The sequence below is a fragment of the Bacillus sp. ISL-45 genome (genome assembly GCF_018613195.1).
Lineage (GTDB): Bacteria > Bacillota > Bacilli > Bacillales > Cytobacillaceae > Mesobacillus.
In genome coordinates, this window is the sequence record NZ_JAGGQQ010000004.1 from 23,573 (window position 1) to 40,214 (window position 16,642).

A 16,642-nucleotide genomic window follows, 5' to 3' on the forward strand; every position below is an offset into this window, starting at 1 on the left:
ATTTTTTATGTCATCAGTATTGTTTATCCAACAACATCTTCCAGTCGTTCTACTGAACCATTCTGAAGGAGATACATCTTATGGTAAAGTCCCTGTTGTGAAAGCAGTTCCTGATGTGTTCCACGTTCAACTATTTCTCCATGATGGAGGACGATGATCTGGTCTGCATCCTGGATGGTCGACAGGCGATGGGCAATGGCTATCGTGGTTCTACCTTTGCGCATTTTGGCGAGTGCCGTCTGGATGGCCTCTTCGGTTTCCGTATCAATATTTGCAGTCGCTTCATCGAGAACAAGGATTTTCGGATTTGCCGCAATCGTCCTCGCAAAAGCCATCAATTGCCTTTGTCCGCTCGAAAAAGTTGAGCCTCGCTCCGTCACTTTTTGTGCATATCCATCCTCCAGTTTTTCAATGAATGAATCTGCCTGGACAAATTCAGCTGCCTTTTTAATATCTTCTTCGGTCAAATCACTGTTGTGAAGCCTGATATTATCCCCAACTGTTCCATAGAACAAAAATGGATCCTGAAGCACAAGTCCCATTTTTTCCCGCAGCTCTTTTACAGGATAATTTTTTATTGAACGATTATCAATTAAGATGTCGCCCCGTTCGAACTCATAAAAGCGCATCAACAGGTTGATGATCGAGCTTTTCCCGCTTCCAGTATGGCCGACAAAGGCAAGAGTTTCCCCAGGATTTACGGTGAAACTGATATTTTTCAATACATCCCTTTTGCCATCATAGGAAAAACTGACATCCTTGAATTCTATTTTTCCTTCATTGATTTTATCAGCTTCTGTCCCAGTCTGGCCCGGTGCAAGCTCATCTTCATCAAGCAGCTTGAAAACACGTGACGCAGCAACAATCGCCTGCTGGTACATGGAAAGGCGCATCATCATATTGTTCACCGGCTCGAAAAAGCGATCCAGGTAATTGATGAATGCATACAGCACCCCTATCTCAATCGGACTGTCAAAAGAAGTAATCCCAAAAAAGCTGAGTACGATAATTAACGCTAAAATATAGACAAGGTCAACCGCCGGGCGCAGCAGGAGTCCGTCTGCCTTGATGTTTTTCATCCCCGCATCAAAATGCTTGTCATTGATTTCACCGAATTCCCTTTTCAACCTTTCTTCCTGTCGGAACATCTGGATAATCGACATTCCCTGTAGTGATTCACTGAGCTTCGCATTCAGCTGGCTCAGCCGTTCACGCATATCCTGGTAAAACCTTGAGCTCAGTTTACGATACAAGCTCATGATGAACACGATGAATGGTAAAATCAGCATTGTGAACAATGCCAGCTTCACATTCAGGATGAACATCGCGACAAAGATCCCGAACAGCAAGAAGCCGCTTTGGATAAAAGTCGCAATGACGCTGACGAACATATCCTTGATCGCCTCAGTATCATTGGTAACCCTTGACACAAGCGAGCCGGCAGGCGTTTTATCGAAATATTTCAGCCCTAGCTGCTGGACCTTTGTAAATACATCAATCCTCATTTGCTGGATGATTTTTAAGGCAATCTCCTGAAACTTTAGAAGCTGAAAATAAGAAACAAGCACATTGAGAATTTGAATGCCAATATAAGCAGCACCCAGCATCAACAATGGCTCGAAAGGCATGTATCCTTCCCTCAAGTATTCATCGATGAAGATTTTTACCAAAATCGGACCAAGCACGTCACCAACCGTTGCGAGCAGAAGGAATCCGAATGCGACAAAAATCATTTTTAAATGCGGCTTCCCATAGGCAAGAAGCCGGAACAGCACGGAACGCTGCTCCTTTGCGTTTAACACAGGCGTTTTTTCCATTGGTCACCCTCCCTGCTCGACAAGCTCTTCAAGCTGCTGCCTCAAATACATATCCTTGTACCAGCCGTCATTCTCCATCAGCTGGTCGTGAGTGCCGCGTTCAGCAATCCGGCCATCCTCGAGGACAACGATCAGATCAGCATGGTGGATGGCGCTCAATCGGTGTGCAGTGATAATTGTTGTCTTGTCTTTTCGATTTTCTTTCAATGCTGATAAAATCTGTTCCTCGGTCTTCGCATCGACCGCCGACAGGGAGTCATCCAGGATCAGGATTTCCGGATTCATCACCAATGCGCGGGCAATCGAGATTCGCTGCTTCTGGCCGCCTGAGAGTGAAACTCCTCGCTCCCCGACAACCGTTTGGTAGCCATCCGTAAATTCAAGAATGTCATCATGGATGTTCGCCACTCTTGCTGAACTATAGATAACTTCCTTATCAACCGAAGGATTTGCGAAGGCAATGTTCTCCTTGACAGTCGCGGAGAAAAGGAAATGATCCTGTGGCACGTATCCGATCGCCTGTCTCAATCGATCCATCTTATATTCCCGGATACTTCTCCCGCCAATGCAGATGCTGCCCTCTGAAAGGTCGAATTCACGAATTAACAGCTTCAATAGACTCGTTTTTCCGGCACCGGTTTTTCCGACGATTCCCAGCGTCTGCCCTTTCCCTAAATCAAATTTGATATCCTTCAATAAAGCTTCCTGGTCACCAGGATAGGTAAATGACTCAATATCATATTTAATGTCGCCATTCGGCACAATATCCAGGGCATCTGGTGTGTCCTGGATGTCGATTTTTTCATCAAGCAAGGCGGAAACACGGTCATATGAGGCCCTTCCACGTTCCACAATATTGAAAAACCAGCCGAACGCCAGCATCGGCCACACCAGCAAGCCTAGATAGGAAGTGAAAGCCACCAGCTGTCCAATTGTCAGTTCACCGTTCAAAACATACCTAGCTCCAAAAGCAATCGATAAGAAGAATGAGATACCGACAATGATGGAAATCGTCGGGTCAAATAAAGCATCAACCTTCGCGACGGAAATGTTCTTCTTCACAACATCCTCAGACTGTTTACGGAAATCCTCGATATCTTCTTTTTCCTGGCCAAATGTTTTGATGACCTTAATTCCCGTAATGCTTTCCTGTGTCTTATCGTTTAGATTTGAAAAAGCTTCCTGGGCTTTATGGAACCTTTTATGTAGCATCGTCCCGTACCAGCTAGTCAGCAAAGCCATGAACGGCATAGGAATCAGAGCGATCAATGTCAGCTTCCAGCTGATTGTCGCTGCCATCGCGATGATGACGAAGCCGCCGGTTGAGACAGAGTCAACAAAGGTCAGGACACCGGCACCAGCAGTCTGCTGGATCGCCGAAAGGTCATTTGTGGCATGAGCCATCAGGTCCCCTGTCCTTCTCTTTTGGTAAAAAGATTGCGACATGCTCGTAAAATGGGCATAAAGCCGATTTCTTAATAGGCGGGCCAGTTTTACCGCTGAACCAAAAATCATGATCCGCCAGTAATACCTTAGCGAATACATCGTCAGCCCTGAAGCGGCTAAAACTAAAATCCATTTCCCTAGTTTCCCGGCCGTCAGTGTCCCATTGGTGATCTCATCTACGATTATTCCAATGACGCGCGGCGGGACGAGCTGAAGCAAAGCTACAAATAACAGAAGGGAAATTCCTGTCAAATAAGCCTTTTTCTCTGACTTGAAATACCATAATAAATCCTTGAATACGCTCATCTGTATATCCCCCAAACCCCTCAAATGCTTAAATAGTTTATCAAATATTTGTAAAATGGGGAAGATTTTTTATTTTAAATCACGGCTTGACGAGTTAAATATCAATAAACGAATATTTTATTTAAACTATTTCCGATTTGTTCGTATTTTCGGAGTTTTCCTGTTGAAACAAGTTGAAATAGTGATATAATATTTTTAAATTCATACATTCACTCATATAATCGCGGGGATATGGCCTGCAAGTTTCTACCGGATTACCGTAAATGATCCGACTATGAGTGAGCAATGCAGAGGGTTCTGTTCAACCTCTGTTTGCCCGCAGCTTATTGTAAGCCCAAGGCCATTGCTTCACTCATTTTATGTTGTGAATGCAAGGCTATGGGCTTTTTTGTATTTTGGGCCCTCATCTAAAGAGGAGGAATACGATGGAACTGCTTGTTGAAAAAATTAAAAACGAAGGCATCGTCCTGTCATCATCTGTACTGAAGGTAGATTCATTTCTAAATCACCAGATTGATCCGCAGCTGATGCTGGAAATCGGGAAGGAATTTGCCCAGCGGTTTGAGGGTAGCGGGATAACCAAAGTATTGACGATTGAATCATCTGGAATAGCTCCTGCTGTTATGGCAGGCCTTCAGCTGAGTGTACCAGTTGTTTTTGCAAGAAAAAGAAAGTCTCTAACTCTCGTAAATAATCTGATTACAGCCTCTGTCTTTTCTTTTACCAAGGAAGAGACTAGTGAAATTTCTGTTTCAAATCAATACCTGTCTGAAGACGATAAAGTTTTGATCATTGATGATTTCCTCGCCAACGGACAAGCAGCACTTGGCCTTGCAGAAATAGCCAATAAGGCGCAAGCAACAATAGCAGGAATCGGCATTGTGATTGAAAAGGGTTTTCAAAATGGCGGATCCCTTCTGCGAGAAAAAGGCTATCGGGTCGAATCATTGGCCGTAATAAGCTCCCTTGAAGGTGGCTTAGTCTGTTTTGAACAACCTACTTCTGAGAAAAAGGTGGAATTGACATGATGAAACAGAATCCTATAAAAATAGCTTCATTAGGAATCCAGCATGTTCTGGCTATGTACGCAGGAGCAGTGATTGTTCCCCTCATTGTCGGAGGAGCCCTCGGATTAACAGGAGAACAGCTGACTTATTTAGTTTCGATTGATATTTTCATGTGCGGTATCGCTACCCTCCTGCAGGTATGGCGCAACAAATTCTTCGGCATCGGCCTTCCTGTCGTACTAGGCTGTACCTTCACTGCCGTCGGACCAATGATTGCGATTGGCGGACAATATGGTATTTCAGCAATCTACGGATCCATACTTGTTTCAGGTATATTTGTCGTCGTGATTTCAAAGTTCTTTGGAAAGCTCGTCAGATTTTTCCCTCCGGTTGTCACCGGATCTGTTGTAACGATTATTGGGATCACTTTAATTCCTGTAGCGATGAATAATATGGCAGGCGGACAGGGCAGCCCTGATTATGGTTCTCTAACAAACATCGGATTGGCATTTGGCACATTGCTGTTCATTATTGTGCTATTCCGTTTCTTTAAAGGATTTGTTCGTGCCATAGCTATTTTGTTAGGATTAGCCGCGGGAACTACCGTTGCCTATTTTATGGGAATGGTTAATTTCGCCGCTGTCGGGGAGGCTTCCTGGTTCCATATGCCAGCACCGTTTTATTTTGGTTTGCCAACATTTGAAGTATCAGCGATCCTGACAATGATCCTTGTGGCGATGGTCAGTCTTGTGGAATCAACAGGAGTATACTTTGCTTTGAGTGATATTTGTGAAGAAAAGCTGGAGGAAAAAGATCTTGCAAATGGCTACCGTGCCGAGGGTCTTGCGATTATCCTCGGAGCATTCTTTAACGCTTTTCCTTATACCACTTATTCACAAAACGTTGGACTTCTTCAGCTGTCAGGAGTTAAAACAAAGAATGTCATATACACAGCGGGTGCTTTTCTTGTATTGCTCGGACTTGTACCAAAAATTGGTGCCCTGACTACGATCATCCCTACCCCTGTCTTAGGAGGAGCAATGGTAGCTATGTTCGGCATGGTTGTCGCCTATGGAATCAAAATGCTTAGCGCGGTAGAGTTCTCATCACAGGAGAATTTATTGATCATTGCATGCTCAGTCGGAATGGGTCTCGGTGTGACAGCCGTGCCGGAATTATTCACACAAATGCCATCAAGCATCCGAATCCTGACAGACAACGGTATCGTCGCCGGCAGTTTAACCGCCATCGCATTGAATCTGGTATTCAATGTTTTTAAAGGGGAAAAAGCAGCCCAGCAAGCTTCTTTTGCTGAGCAGAAGGCTTCATAATATGGTTGGTATAACAAAATTAAGGCACCGGTTGAAATCCGGTGCCTGTTTTCATTATATTATTCATTTGGTGATCTGTTTTTCGCAAATCTCGGATTTTCGGGCGCCAATCGGCATAGGATTTCTATTGTAATGCCTGCTTCAGATCCTCTATTAAGTCCTCTGCATCTTCAATTCCGACAGAAATGCGGATTAACCCGTCGGTAATTCCTAATTCTGCTCTTCTCTCTGCAGGGATAGATGCATGGGTCATTTTGGCTGGAACAGATATTAAGCTTTCCACCGCGCCAAGACTCTCAGCAAGTGTGAAATATTTTACCTTCCCTAACACCTCAGCCGCTTTTTCAGCGCTTCCTACGTCAAAGCTGACCATACCGCCGAATCCTCCTGCCTGTTCCTTTGCAATTGCATGCTGTGGATGAGTTTCCAGACCGGGATAATAGATTTTCTCCACACCTTTGTGTTCTGATAGAAACTCGACGATCTTCTTAGTGTTCGCCTCGTGCGCTTCCATCCGAAGACCCAGAGTTTTAATCCCCCGCACAAGCAGCCAGGAATCCTGAGGCCCAAGAATTCCTCCGGTTGAGTTTTGGACAAAATGAAGATCATCTGCAAGCTTTTCATCATTCACGACGACCAACCCTGCCACTACATCACTGTGGCCGCCTAGATACTTGGTTGCAGAATGAAGAACCATATCAGCGCCCAGAGTCAAAGGTGTCTGCCAGTATGGTGTACTGAAAGTATTATCGACAATAGTCAACAAGTCATTTTCTTTTGCCAAGTCTGCGCATGCCTTAATGTCCGTTACTTTTAAAAGTGGGTTTGTTGGTGTTTCGATGTAAAGGGCCTTAGTGTTTGGCTGAATTGCAGCCTTCACCGCTTCAAGGTCTGTTGTGTCCACAAATGTAGATTCAATGCCGATACGGTTTAGGACCTTGTTCATAACCCTGTATGTCCCGCCATATACATCATCAGTCAGAATGATATGGTCTCCTGAATTAAAGAGCATCATCACGGCTGTGATTGCCGCCATTCCGGAACCGAAGGCAAATCCCCTTTTCCCTTCCTCCAGATCCTTGATCAACTCTTCTAAAGCAAATCTCGTTGGGTTGCCTGTCCGTGAATATTCATACCCTTTATGGACTCCAACCTCATCTTGCTTGTAAGTACTTACTTGATAAATAGGAAACGAAACAGCACCTGTAGTTTTATCTCCAGGTATCCCTCCGTGAATCATTTTTGTTTTGCGTTTCATTTAAATTCCCCCCTCGTAGATTTTCTTGCTTAAATAACGTTCACTTCCGTCTGGAAAGACAGTAACAATGTTTGTGCCAGGAGGGGCTTTTCGTGCTTCTTGTAAAGCTGCGTGAAGAGCTGCGCCTGATGAGCTTGCAGCAAGTATTCCCTCTCTAGCCGCGAGTTCCTTCAAGCGGTCGAATGCATTTTCATCGGAAATGGTATAAATCTCATCAAATAAAGCAGTGTCCATGTATGGCGGAAGGAATTCCATTCCGATTCCTTCTGTTTTATGGGGACCAGACTCGCCTCCATTTAGAATCGATCCTTCCGGTTCAATAATGACGGTCTTTATCATTGGATTTTTCTCTTTTAAAAACTTTGCAGTACCCATGAATGTTCCTCCGGTTCCCGCTCCTGCTACGAAAATATCAATTCTGCCATCTAAGTCTTGCCAAATCTCTGGTCCCAGTGTTTTATAATACGTTTCCGGATTTGACGGATTGGAAAATTGAGCCGGTGAGTAGGAATTACGGATTTCTTCGAGCAATTGTTCTGTTTTGCGAATTGCTCCAGCCATCCCTTCCGAAGTAGGTGTATGGATGATATTTGCACCAAGTGCTCTCATCAACGTTTGTTTTTCCAAGCTGAACTTTTCCGGCACAACAAAGATAACCTTAATCCCTTTGTTGATTGCTGCCAACGCCAGCCCGATCCCCGTGTTCCCGGCAGTTGGCTCGATCAGAGTGCCGCCTTTTTCCAACTTGCCTGTACGGAATGCCTCGTCTAGCAACTCTACTCCCAGCCGGTCTTTAATGCTGCCTCCTGGGTTTAAGTATTCCAGCTTTGCGTATAAGCGGACATCTTCAGGCAAATGGAATTGGGTAAGTTCAACCATTGGTGTATGTCCTATTAATTCATGGATACTGCGGTAAACCGTCATTGCTTTTAACTCTCCTTATTCAGCAAATACCTGGCGCCATTCATCTTTCTTTTCCAGCATCTTTGCTGCAATTTCTTTTGCTCCCTCAAGGCTGTGGCTTGCAGCCCACCCGCACTGAATTTCATTGCAGGCAGGAACCTCATCTGCTTCAAGCACATCTTTAAGAGTTTCTTCTAATACTTCTAGAATATTGTCGTAATCATCATGGTTGATCACTGAGAGATAAAATCCAGTCTGGCAGCCCATCGGACTAATATCGACGACACTTGCATGATGATTGCGAATGTTTTCAGCCATTAAATGTTCAAGTGAGTGAAGGCCTGGCATTTCCATATGCTCCTTGTTCGGCTGGCAAAAGCGGATATCATACTTGTGGATAACATCGCCACTGGCACCCTGTGTTGTTCCTGCCAAACGGATATATGGTGCGGCCACCTTCGTGTGATCTAAATTAAAGCTTTCTACATTCATTTTCTTTACCATTACTTCTTCAACTCCTCTAACATTAGTAAAATTAGTTCTGCGGAATTTTTCGCCGCTGTTTCCAAGAATTGGTCAAATGAAATATTCGATTCCTTGCCGGCAATGTCGGAGAGCGACCTGATAATAACAAATGGTTTTTCAAATTGGTATGCGACCTGTGCGATTGCTGCTGCCTCCATTTCGGCAGCATACAAATCAGGCAGCTTGGTCCTGATGAATTCCACCCTCTCTGGATCATTCATAAAGGAATCGCCCGATGCGATCAAGCCATTAACAACCTGGATACCATCAATTTGTTCAGCGCTCTTTACTGCCACAGCTACAAGCTTATCATCCGGAGCAAAAAATGCTGGCATTCTCGGGACCTGGCCATATTCATAGCCAAAGATCGTAACATCAACGTCATGGTGTCTCACTTCAGTAGAAATGACTACATCTCCAACATCGAGATCCTTGTGGAAGCCGCCTGCAGATCCCGTATTGATAATGACATCCGGCTCGAATTTTTCAATCAACAAAGCCGTTCCCAATGCCGCGTTCACTTTTCCTATGCCAGATTTAAGGAGCACAACTTCTAAACTATCAATCTTGCCTTTGTAAAATTCGCTTCCTGCTAGAATCGTATCTTCTCTATCCTCTAGCTTGCTGCGCAGTAAATCAACCTCTTCATCCATTGCTCCGATTATTCCAACTCTCATTGCTGCAACTCTCCAATACCATATTAATTTTTGCTTACTTTAACAGCTTCCATCAGCCAAACATAGGAGTTCATTTTTTCAAAAGAAACCTGAAACCCATTTTTCTCGAAAAGCCTCTCCAAAGCTTCGAGAGTTGTGTAGTATTCTCTCTTTAGATCAGCAAGCAAATTTTCATGCCCCTGCTCTTTTACGATTCGATATCGTTCTTCCCGGTCCTCTTCATTTACAAAAGCAGTATCAGCAAACACAATCTTCCCTTGTTCACCCAAGAGATTGCTGTACAATTTTAGGGCTGTATCCTTTTCTTCATCTGTTAAATGATGAAAAGCATACGTGCTTACGATCGTATCTACTTTTCCAGGCATCTCCGGGAAGTTAATGAAATCCCCGTCGAATAATTGCAAATCCGTGAATCGAGCTTTTGTTTTTTCTCTCATCACTTTGGAAGGCTCTACCCCATATACATCTCTTCCTAATGAAATCAGCTTTTCAGTAAGATTCCCTGTACCTACTCCAAACTCCAAAACTGTACTGTTCGACTTTATGGCAACTGTTTCTAATATTTTATCATAATTTTCAAATACCTCTTTGTATTCACTATCAAGTCCGGACACTGTGTCCTCGTAATATTCGGCCCAATCATCAAATAAGGGGATAAATTCCCGACCCATTTTCATTCACTCCGATTTAATTATTATAATTCCTATAAGCATAGTATGAATTAAAACATTATAGGTCACATATTATCACGTTCAATTTTTAAAATCAATTTTTTTACCGTGATAAATTTCCCTCACTATCGAAGAAAACAACCTGGCAATAGTGTATACTTACAATAAACAAAGCTCTTTTCTCAAAATTTGTTGTTATTGACTACAAAGTAGGATTGAATGACCTATGTTTCTCACAATGATGAGACAGAGCTTGCACACTTAATACCGACCTACAAATTGGCTTTTTATCAAGCTTTACGAAAACAGCCATAACAAAGATTTTTCAGGGGGAAAACATGGGAAAGAAAGTGCTAGTTGCTGAGGATGAACAAAGAATTAGCCATTTATTAAAGATGTATCTAGAAAGAGAAGCGTTTGTCGTTGAAGTTGCAAACAATGGGGAAGCAGCTTTGGAGAAAGCTTTACAGGATTCATTTGATGTCATTATTCTGGACATATTAATGCCTGGAAGGGATGGTTTTTCAGTATTAGAGGAAATCAGGAAAACCAAAGACACACCCGTGATCATGCTTTCAGCTAAAGGGGAAGCTAGTGACCTTAAACGAGGAGAAGAATTAGGAGCCAACGAATACATCTTGAAGCCATTCAGCCCTAAGGATGTAGTTTCGAAGATAAAGGGGCTCTTGTAATATAGACTTCTATCGGACACTTTTCTATGCGGTCCGCCTTCCGTTTGTCCGATAGAGCTCTTCTTTCGGACACTTTTCATGCGTTTCGCCTTCTGTTTGTCCGATAGAGCGCTTCTTTCGGACACTTTTCATGTGTTTCGCCTTCTGGTTGTCCGATAGAGCTCTTCTTTCGGACACTTTTCATGTGTTTCGCCTTCTGTTTGTCCGATAGAGCTCTTCTTTCGGACACTTTTCATGCGTTTCGCCGTTTGTCCGATAGAGGATTGTATAGCATGAACTTTCCTAATTTTATAGCAACGCACCTCTTCGTATCTCCTTTATATCTCCATAAAACTCAATTTCATCTCCTTCAATGACTATTCCATCACCGTCATCGCAGGTAAAAATGCTTTCTTCCTGAATAAGGGAATATTTTAAAAGCTCATCCAGCTGATCACTTTCTCTGTTCCAATGGGGCATAAACTCAAAATCCACCAGTCCTAACCCACTTAATTCATTTAACTGGACTTCATTTTCGTCATGGAATGCGGCAATCTTGATTAATTTGGACATGATAATGCTGCCGGCACTAACACCGATTAAAGGCTTCCCCTCGTCCACCATTTTTTTGATATATTTTACAATGTTCTGTTCCTTCAGGTTTTTCAAAAAATGATATGTATTTCCCCCTGACAGAAAAATGGCGTCACAGCTTATAAACTCCTTCAGCTGTGATAATTCAAAATCTTCGTCTACGTCAAAATAAAAGAAATCAGTAATTCCTAATTCCGAAAACTCTGGCTTGGCTTTTTCAAAATACCATCTTTCTTTATCTGTTCGTGACGGGATATAAGCAAGCCTAAAAGACTGGCCACCAGTAACATTTTTGATTTTGCTTATTAAAGCGTGATTCATATTTCTCAAATCACTCAGCAATACTAGTTTTCTCATCTTGTTCATCTCTTTCCAAAATTTTAATAATTATTTCGATAAAGGCACTGCATAAACCTTTAAAAAGACCAAATAAAAAGAGCCTGGAGACATCCAGACTCAAAAGATAAAATCATTACTTTTTATTTGACCATATTACAAATGGTATTAACACTAAGGAAAGTGCTCCACCAGCGAGCGAAAGAAAGGCAAAGCTTGAATTAGCTACAACCATACCTGATAGCATTCCGCCGGAGGCTCCCGACAACGCGACCATTACATCAACAGTTCCTTGCATTTTTGCACGATTCGTCGGATTTGTGGCATCGACAAGCAGAGCGGTTCCGCTGATCAGGCCAAAGTTCCAGCCGAGACCGAGCAGAATGAGTGCAAGTGTGATCCAGAGCATAGATTCACCCGGAGCAACAGCCGCCATAACACCGGAAGCCAGCAGTGTAACTCCGGAAGCGACCGCCATCGTCGCACGTCCGATCTTATCAACAAGTACCCCAGTCAATAAAGAAGGCAGATACATTGCCCCAATGTGGAAACCAATTACCATGCCAACCGCGCTTAAACCATGTCCATGGCTGCCCATATGTACGGGAGTCATTGTCATAATCGCTACCATCACCATTTGGGTGAGGACCATGATCAGGGCGGCAACTCCGATTCCTCGCTTATCGGTAACAAGTTCTTCCTCGACATAATCTGGGGAACTGGATTTAACTTTATGTTCCGCCAAAGCTATAGCCCTTGCGACCACAAACGGATCGGGTCGAAGGAAAAACAATAGTACTAATCCAGCAACGATATAGGCTGCGGCTGCGAGAATGAATGGTCCGGACAAAGCCGGAACCCCTACAGATATTGCAAACTCCCCCATTACCTCGACAAGGTTAGGACCAGCTACAGCACCAAACGTCGTGGAGACCATCGCGATACTGACCGCTGTCGCACGTTGTTTTGAACTGGCCAGGTCTGTCCCTGCATAGCGAGCCTGTAAATTTGTCGCACTCCCTGCACCATAAACCAATAGTGACGCAAATAACAGGAAGATGTTATTCGTCACTGCGGCAATGATTACACCAATCGCACCAATTCCACCTGTTAAAAATCCTGATGCCAGGCCGGCACGCCTGCCATAACGTTGTGAAAGGCGCCCGACAATAAGCGCTGCCCCTGCAGAACCAAGAGTAAAGAGCGCTGTAGGCAGTCCAGCCACACTCTCGGTGCCAAGCATATCTTTCGCTAATAATGCCCCTACCGTTATCCCGGCTGCAAGACCGGCTCCACCGAAAATCTGGGACAGAACCACTATTAATAATGTTCTTTTATATAAAGCTTTTTGTTTTTCAGGTGATTCTACATAATCTTGCAGCCACTCGGGTTGATTTTCCTCAGCTGCTGCACCTTCAGATTGACGCGACATTTTTTTCAGCTCTCTCTTCCTAAAATCAAGATGATCCTATTATACCATATTGGGTATATTTTGGATATGATTTATGTTTGGCTTATTAAATCAATAATTCTCCAGCTCTGCTTCCAGGTCTTTGAGCAGCGTGTCCACATCCATTACTGCGGAATCTGTGTCGGTTGGGAAAATGGAAGGCTTTACCCCGTCTGACTTCATCCCTGGAAGCCATTTTTCGAGGAAGTTATCCAATTCGATTTTTTTTGCTCTAAAGCCTTCCCATTCATTTTTAGCAAATGTTTCTGCGAACTTTTCATTAGGAAAAAACGGGATCAATATATTGCTCATGTCATCTTGAGCAGTTGCCCAGCCTTTGTTATACAACCCCCATACCTCTTCATAATCTGCAGCTTTTTTTATGAAGTATTCATACCTTATCGCAGCTGTCTGCTTGATGACTGTCTCAAATTCATGTTGATTCAATTACAGCACTCCTATCGATGTCCATCTTTACGGGCCTGAATATACCCATAATACGCACATGTCCCATTTTGCGAAAGATCCTTGACCTCGAAACCGCATTTTTTATAGAAGCTAAAATTGTTGGCAGAAGTATGTGCAAACCAGTCTCCATGTGGGAGCTTTTGGATGCAAAGCTGCACTAGCTTCTGACCTATGCCTTTTCTGCGATATGTTGATAAAACTGCCAGGTCCATAATATTCGCTGCCATAATCTGATCAGAGATGACCCTGACCATTCCGACCATTTCATTTTGGTCCCACACTGTAAAGGCCCAGGTAGAATTTTTGAATATCAGCGAAAACTTTTCTTTTTGCCATTCTGGGGTGTTACGGGCCCAGCCCGCGTCTTCAAAAAGCTTCTCGACCTTTTCCGCTGAAATTCCTTCCGTACCTTCACGTATAACGAGTCCGTTGAAAAATTGGTACATAAAATGATCCCCTTTTTTAATTTCTTAGGTTTCATATTCTGTATTGGCCAATAGATGTCCTGCCATAGTTTAACAAATGCTTCGAGCCGGTTATTTTGAACTATGATGACAAAGCCTAATAATAGGAGGTGAGCTTACAATGGTAAGAATCCATAATCCAGTTAAAGGTGATAAAAACAAAGCTGGGGCGGACGGTCAGCTTCACGGTGGTGTAATGGAAACTGCAGACGAATTTTTCGATTCAATATTTCAGCAAGGTGCTAAAAATAAGGCCGAGGACAAATCAAACAAACAAAAATAACGCCCTTCCAGGTGTTATTTTTGCGGAGCTGTCACTCTTCTATTGCAAATTTAATGGTTCGTTCAGAAAAGTTAACCTGCGTTTATTACTTTGATGTCATCTACGCTTCAACAGTATATTAAAAAACTCTTTTCAGACATTTCGTGGCTATTCAAGCTTCGAAATGTCTAATAAAGCCTTCTTCTTAGACATTTTGATCCCATTCAACCTTCAAAATGTCTAATAAAGCTTTCTTCTTAGACATTATGATCCCTTTTAAGCTCCGAAATGTCTAATAAAGACTTCTTCATAGACATTTTGATCCCTTTTAAGCTCCGAAATGTCTAATAAAGCCTTCTTCTTAGACATTTTGATCCCATTCAAACTCCCAAATGTCTAATAAGTCCTGGTTCTTAGACATTTTATTGTTACTCACACTTCAATATGTCCATAAAAACGTTCTTCTCAGACTATTGAATCTATCCACAACTCAACATGTTCTTAAAAAATAAGAAAAGCACCCATTAATATGAATGAGTGCTTGTCCTTTTTTATTTTCCTGTCTGCTTGTTCATTGCTGACATCATTTGATTGATTTTCTTCTGGGATGGTTTCATACCCATCTGCATCATCATCATTTTAAGCATTTGTTCGTTGATTGGCGGATTTTTCTTTAAGTAGCTCTCCATGTATTTACGAGCAATGAAAAATCCTAGCGCTACACCGACAACTAATGCCAGTATACCAACTAGAATTAGATCCCACATAAAACTTCCTCCTTCATGTTGTCTAACATACAGTGTACTAAACCAACAGCTATTATACAATATCTGCAGGTTTTTTTCTCTATTAAATCAATTCAATTTCAAAACTTTTTGCATTCATCAGCGCAGAATGGAATCACCCATTGGTGCATCTGTCTTCATTATACATATTTTCGTTCTTTGATCGGTTTTAGCCAGCCGTATTTATTTGATTCAAGGTCGATGGCAAGGAAGGATGATTCACATTTCCGAAGGATTTCAAAAAAGACTGTTTCTGCGTCGACTTGCCCATGGGAGTCTAACTCCAGCCATTTCTCATGAACTCTAAGTATGGCTGAACTGTTATTTGAGTTATTTTCATATATATATATGCCGTTCTCAACATGAAATCCTTTTGCCTTGGAAAGCTGTTGATGAAGAAGCTGATGGATGCGGAGTACAGGAATGGATTTCGTAACGAATTTGACTTGCTTGGCAATGATAGATTTCAGGTCATCGTTTGCTTGACTATATTCCAAAAACAATTGATAAAACATCCGTTCTCTTCCGAAATAATGGGAGGCAAATTCATCTTCTATTAGATATAGCTGGTAGGATCTCACATGATCCCCTCCTCTGCAGACAAGCTTTTGTCTTTATTATAGGAAAACGTTCAGTCTGCGTTTGTCTAAAGATGCCGAAAAAATCCACTAATTATGTCGAATTCAAAACTTTCTTACTTTTTATTATAATTTTCACCTGTTCCGTTGTCACGAAATACGTGGTTTGACTAATTTTTTAAAAAATGGAATACTCACTTGTAATTAGGGGAATATATCAATGTTAATTAGAATGAGAAAGGATGACTATGCATGGCAACAGTACTTTACATTACAGCAAATCCAAAGCCGGTTGAGGAATCGTTCAGTTTATCGGTTGGCGAGGAGTTCATTAAAGCCTATCGTGAAAACAATCCTGAAGATGAGGTCGTCAGATTGGACCTTTATAAAATGGACGTACCTTTTATTGATACAGATGTTTTCAGCGGCTGGGGTAAATTACAGCAAGGTTCGGCTTTTGAACAGCTTAGCGACGATGAAAAACAAAAAGTCAGCTCGATTAATCAACTGACAGACCAATTCATTGCTGGAGATAAATACATCTTTGCGACTCCTTTATGGAATTTCAGTTTCCCTCCAAAAATGAAAGCTTACATTGACAATATTGCAATCGCCGGTAAGACGTTTAAGTATACTGCAGAAGGCCCGGTTGGTTTGCTGGGTGGTAAAAAAGCCCTTCATATCCAGGCACGTGGCGGTGTGTACTCAGAGGGTCCTGCTAAAGATTTGGAATTTGGTGACCGTTACCTTCGTGCAGTTCTTGCCTTCATGGGAGTGACTGATGTTGAAACCTTGGCGGTTGAAGGTATGGCAGCTGCGCCTGATAAAGCTCAGGAGATCAAACAGCAAGCAATTCAGCGCGCGAACGAGCTTGCCAAGCAATTTTAAACCAGCAAAAAAAGCCTGTTTTCAGGCTTTTTTTACTGGTCTATTTTACATCGTCCAATGGAATGTCCTTGCGATGGTCGAAGCTGAAAACAGTCCCTTCCGTGAATTCCTGTTCCTCGGCAGCTCCTTGTTGTGCTGCTTGATTCACAACCGCGCCGTCCAGTGGAATGTCCTTTCCATATTCAAACATATATACACACCTCCT

Annotated in this window: 19 protein-coding genes and 1 riboswitch; of the genes, 5 read left to right on the plus strand and 14 right to left on the minus strand. The window is 42.7% G+C overall.

The genetic code is table 11. The features are described 5' to 3' along the window. Positions 1-23: 23 nt before the first annotated feature. The gene (locus J7E35_RS02950; RefSeq protein ID WP_214776814.1) at positions 24-1,817 is read right to left on the minus strand and encodes an ABC transporter ATP-binding protein; all 1,794 of its coding nucleotides are present in this window, start codon (positions 1,815-1,817) and stop codon (positions 24-26) included. Positions 1,818-1,820: 3 nt separating this feature from the next. After that, positions 1,821-3,569, minus strand: a complete 1,749-nt coding sequence (locus J7E35_RS02955) for an ABC transporter ATP-binding protein (protein ID WP_214776816.1) — start codon at positions 3,567-3,569, stop codon at positions 1,821-1,823. Positions 3,570-3,762: 193 nt separating this feature from the next. Next, positions 3,763-3,864, plus strand: a riboswitch (purine riboswitch). Between the two features lie 130 nt (positions 3,865-3,994). On the opposite strand from J7E35_RS02955, the gene J7E35_RS02960 reads away from it, so the two are divergent. Both J7E35_RS02960 and J7E35_RS02965 read left to right on the plus strand, forming a co-directional pair. Next, the gene (locus J7E35_RS02960) at positions 3,995-4,597 is read left to right on the plus strand and encodes a xanthine phosphoribosyltransferase (protein ID WP_214776817.1); all 603 of its coding nucleotides are present in this window, start codon (positions 3,995-3,997) and stop codon (positions 4,595-4,597) included. After that, complete coding sequence (locus J7E35_RS02965) at positions 4,597-5,907, plus strand: nucleobase:cation symporter-2 family protein (RefSeq protein WP_214777680.1); 1,311 nt, start codon at positions 4,597-4,599, stop codon at positions 5,905-5,907. Before J7E35_RS02960 ends, J7E35_RS02965 begins: the two co-directional genes overlap by 1 nt. A 124-nt stretch (positions 5,908-6,031) precedes the next feature. Here the strand turns inward: J7E35_RS02965 and J7E35_RS02970 are convergent, their stop codons facing one another. The 5 genes from J7E35_RS02970 to J7E35_RS02990 are packed head-to-tail and all read right to left on the minus strand — an operon-like array spanning position 6,032 to position 9,941. Next, positions 6,032-7,165, minus strand: coding sequence for a bifunctional cystathionine gamma-lyase/homocysteine desulfhydrase (locus tag J7E35_RS02970; RefSeq protein WP_214776819.1), 1,134 nt, complete (start codon positions 7,163-7,165; stop codon positions 6,032-6,034). Then, positions 7,166-8,089, minus strand: a complete 924-nt coding sequence (locus tag J7E35_RS02975) for a PLP-dependent cysteine synthase family protein (protein ID WP_214776821.1) — start codon at positions 8,087-8,089, stop codon at positions 7,166-7,168. A 15-nt stretch (positions 8,090-8,104) separates the two neighbouring features. Beyond that, positions 8,105-8,572 carry an S-ribosylhomocysteine lyase gene (locus J7E35_RS02980; RefSeq protein WP_214737839.1) on the minus strand — a complete coding sequence of 156 codons (468 nt, stop codon included), beginning with the start codon at positions 8,570-8,572 and terminating at the stop codon, positions 8,105-8,107. Beyond that, positions 8,572-9,270, minus strand: coding sequence for a 5'-methylthioadenosine/S-adenosylhomocysteine nucleosidase (mtnN, locus tag J7E35_RS02985; protein WP_214776823.1), 699 nt, complete (start codon positions 9,268-9,270; stop codon positions 8,572-8,574). The genes J7E35_RS02980 and mtnN overlap by 1 nt, the downstream gene beginning before the upstream one ends. Positions 9,271-9,293: 23 nt before the next feature. Then, a complete protein-coding gene (locus J7E35_RS02990; RefSeq protein ID WP_214776825.1) occupies positions 9,294-9,941 on the minus strand; it encodes a class I SAM-dependent DNA methyltransferase in 648 nt (215 codons plus the stop codon). Positions 9,942-10,279: 338 nt separating this feature from the next. Here J7E35_RS02990 and J7E35_RS02995 point away from each other — a divergent pair, with 338 nt between their 5' ends. Continuing rightward, positions 10,280-10,633: a response regulator transcription factor gene (locus tag J7E35_RS02995; protein WP_214776828.1), complete on the plus strand. Its 354-nt coding sequence runs from the start codon at positions 10,280-10,282 to the stop codon at positions 10,631-10,633. A 288-nt stretch (positions 10,634-10,921) separates the two neighbouring features. Here the strand turns inward: J7E35_RS02995 and J7E35_RS03000 are convergent, their stop codons facing one another. The 4 genes from J7E35_RS03000 to J7E35_RS03015 form a co-directional block, all read right to left on the minus strand. After that, positions 10,922-11,572 carry a Type 1 glutamine amidotransferase-like domain-containing protein gene (locus tag J7E35_RS03000; protein WP_214776830.1) on the minus strand — a complete coding sequence of 217 codons (651 nt, stop codon included), beginning with the start codon at positions 11,570-11,572 and terminating at the stop codon, positions 10,922-10,924. A gap of 106 nt (positions 11,573-11,678) precedes the next feature. Next, positions 11,679-12,974, minus strand: a complete 1,296-nt coding sequence (locus J7E35_RS03005; RefSeq protein ID WP_214776832.1) for an MFS transporter — start codon at positions 12,972-12,974, stop codon at positions 11,679-11,681. Between the two features lie 90 nt (positions 12,975-13,064). Further along, complete coding sequence (locus tag J7E35_RS03010; protein WP_214776834.1) at positions 13,065-13,439, minus strand: DUF2750 domain-containing protein; 375 nt, start codon at positions 13,437-13,439, stop codon at positions 13,065-13,067. 11 nt (positions 13,440-13,450) lie between these two features. After that, on the minus strand, positions 13,451-13,906 hold the full coding sequence (locus J7E35_RS03015) for a GNAT family N-acetyltransferase (protein ID WP_214776837.1): 456 nt from the start codon (positions 13,904-13,906) through the stop codon (positions 13,451-13,453). 139 nt (positions 13,907-14,045) lie between these two features. On the opposite strand from J7E35_RS03015, the gene J7E35_RS03020 reads away from it, so the two are divergent. Next, positions 14,046-14,207, plus strand: coding sequence for a hypothetical protein (locus J7E35_RS03020; protein ID WP_214776839.1), 162 nt, complete (start codon positions 14,046-14,048; stop codon positions 14,205-14,207). 530 nt (positions 14,208-14,737) lie between these two features. Here the strand turns inward: J7E35_RS03020 and J7E35_RS03025 are convergent. Together J7E35_RS03025 and sirA are read right to left on the minus strand one after the other, a co-directional pair. Continuing rightward, positions 14,738-14,953, minus strand: a complete 216-nt coding sequence (locus J7E35_RS03025; protein ID WP_041966564.1) for a YneF family protein — start codon at positions 14,951-14,953, stop codon at positions 14,738-14,740. Between the two features lie 158 nt (positions 14,954-15,111). Next, entirely contained in the window at positions 15,112-15,552 is a 441-nt protein-coding gene (gene sirA, locus J7E35_RS03030) for a sporulation inhibitor of replication protein SirA (RefSeq protein ID WP_214776841.1), read from the minus strand. Positions 15,553-15,801: 249 nt separating this feature from the next. On the opposite strand from sirA, the gene J7E35_RS03035 reads away from it, so the two are divergent. Continuing rightward, a complete protein-coding gene (locus tag J7E35_RS03035) occupies positions 15,802-16,437 on the plus strand; it encodes an FMN-dependent NADH-azoreductase (protein WP_214776843.1) in 636 nt (211 codons plus the stop codon). A 40-nt stretch (positions 16,438-16,477) separates the two neighbouring features. Here the strand turns inward: J7E35_RS03035 and J7E35_RS03040 are convergent, their stop codons facing one another. Beyond that, entirely contained in the window at positions 16,478-16,627 is a 150-nt protein-coding gene (locus tag J7E35_RS03040) for a hypothetical protein (protein ID WP_214776845.1), read from the minus strand. Between the last annotated feature and the right edge of the window lie 15 nt (positions 16,628-16,642).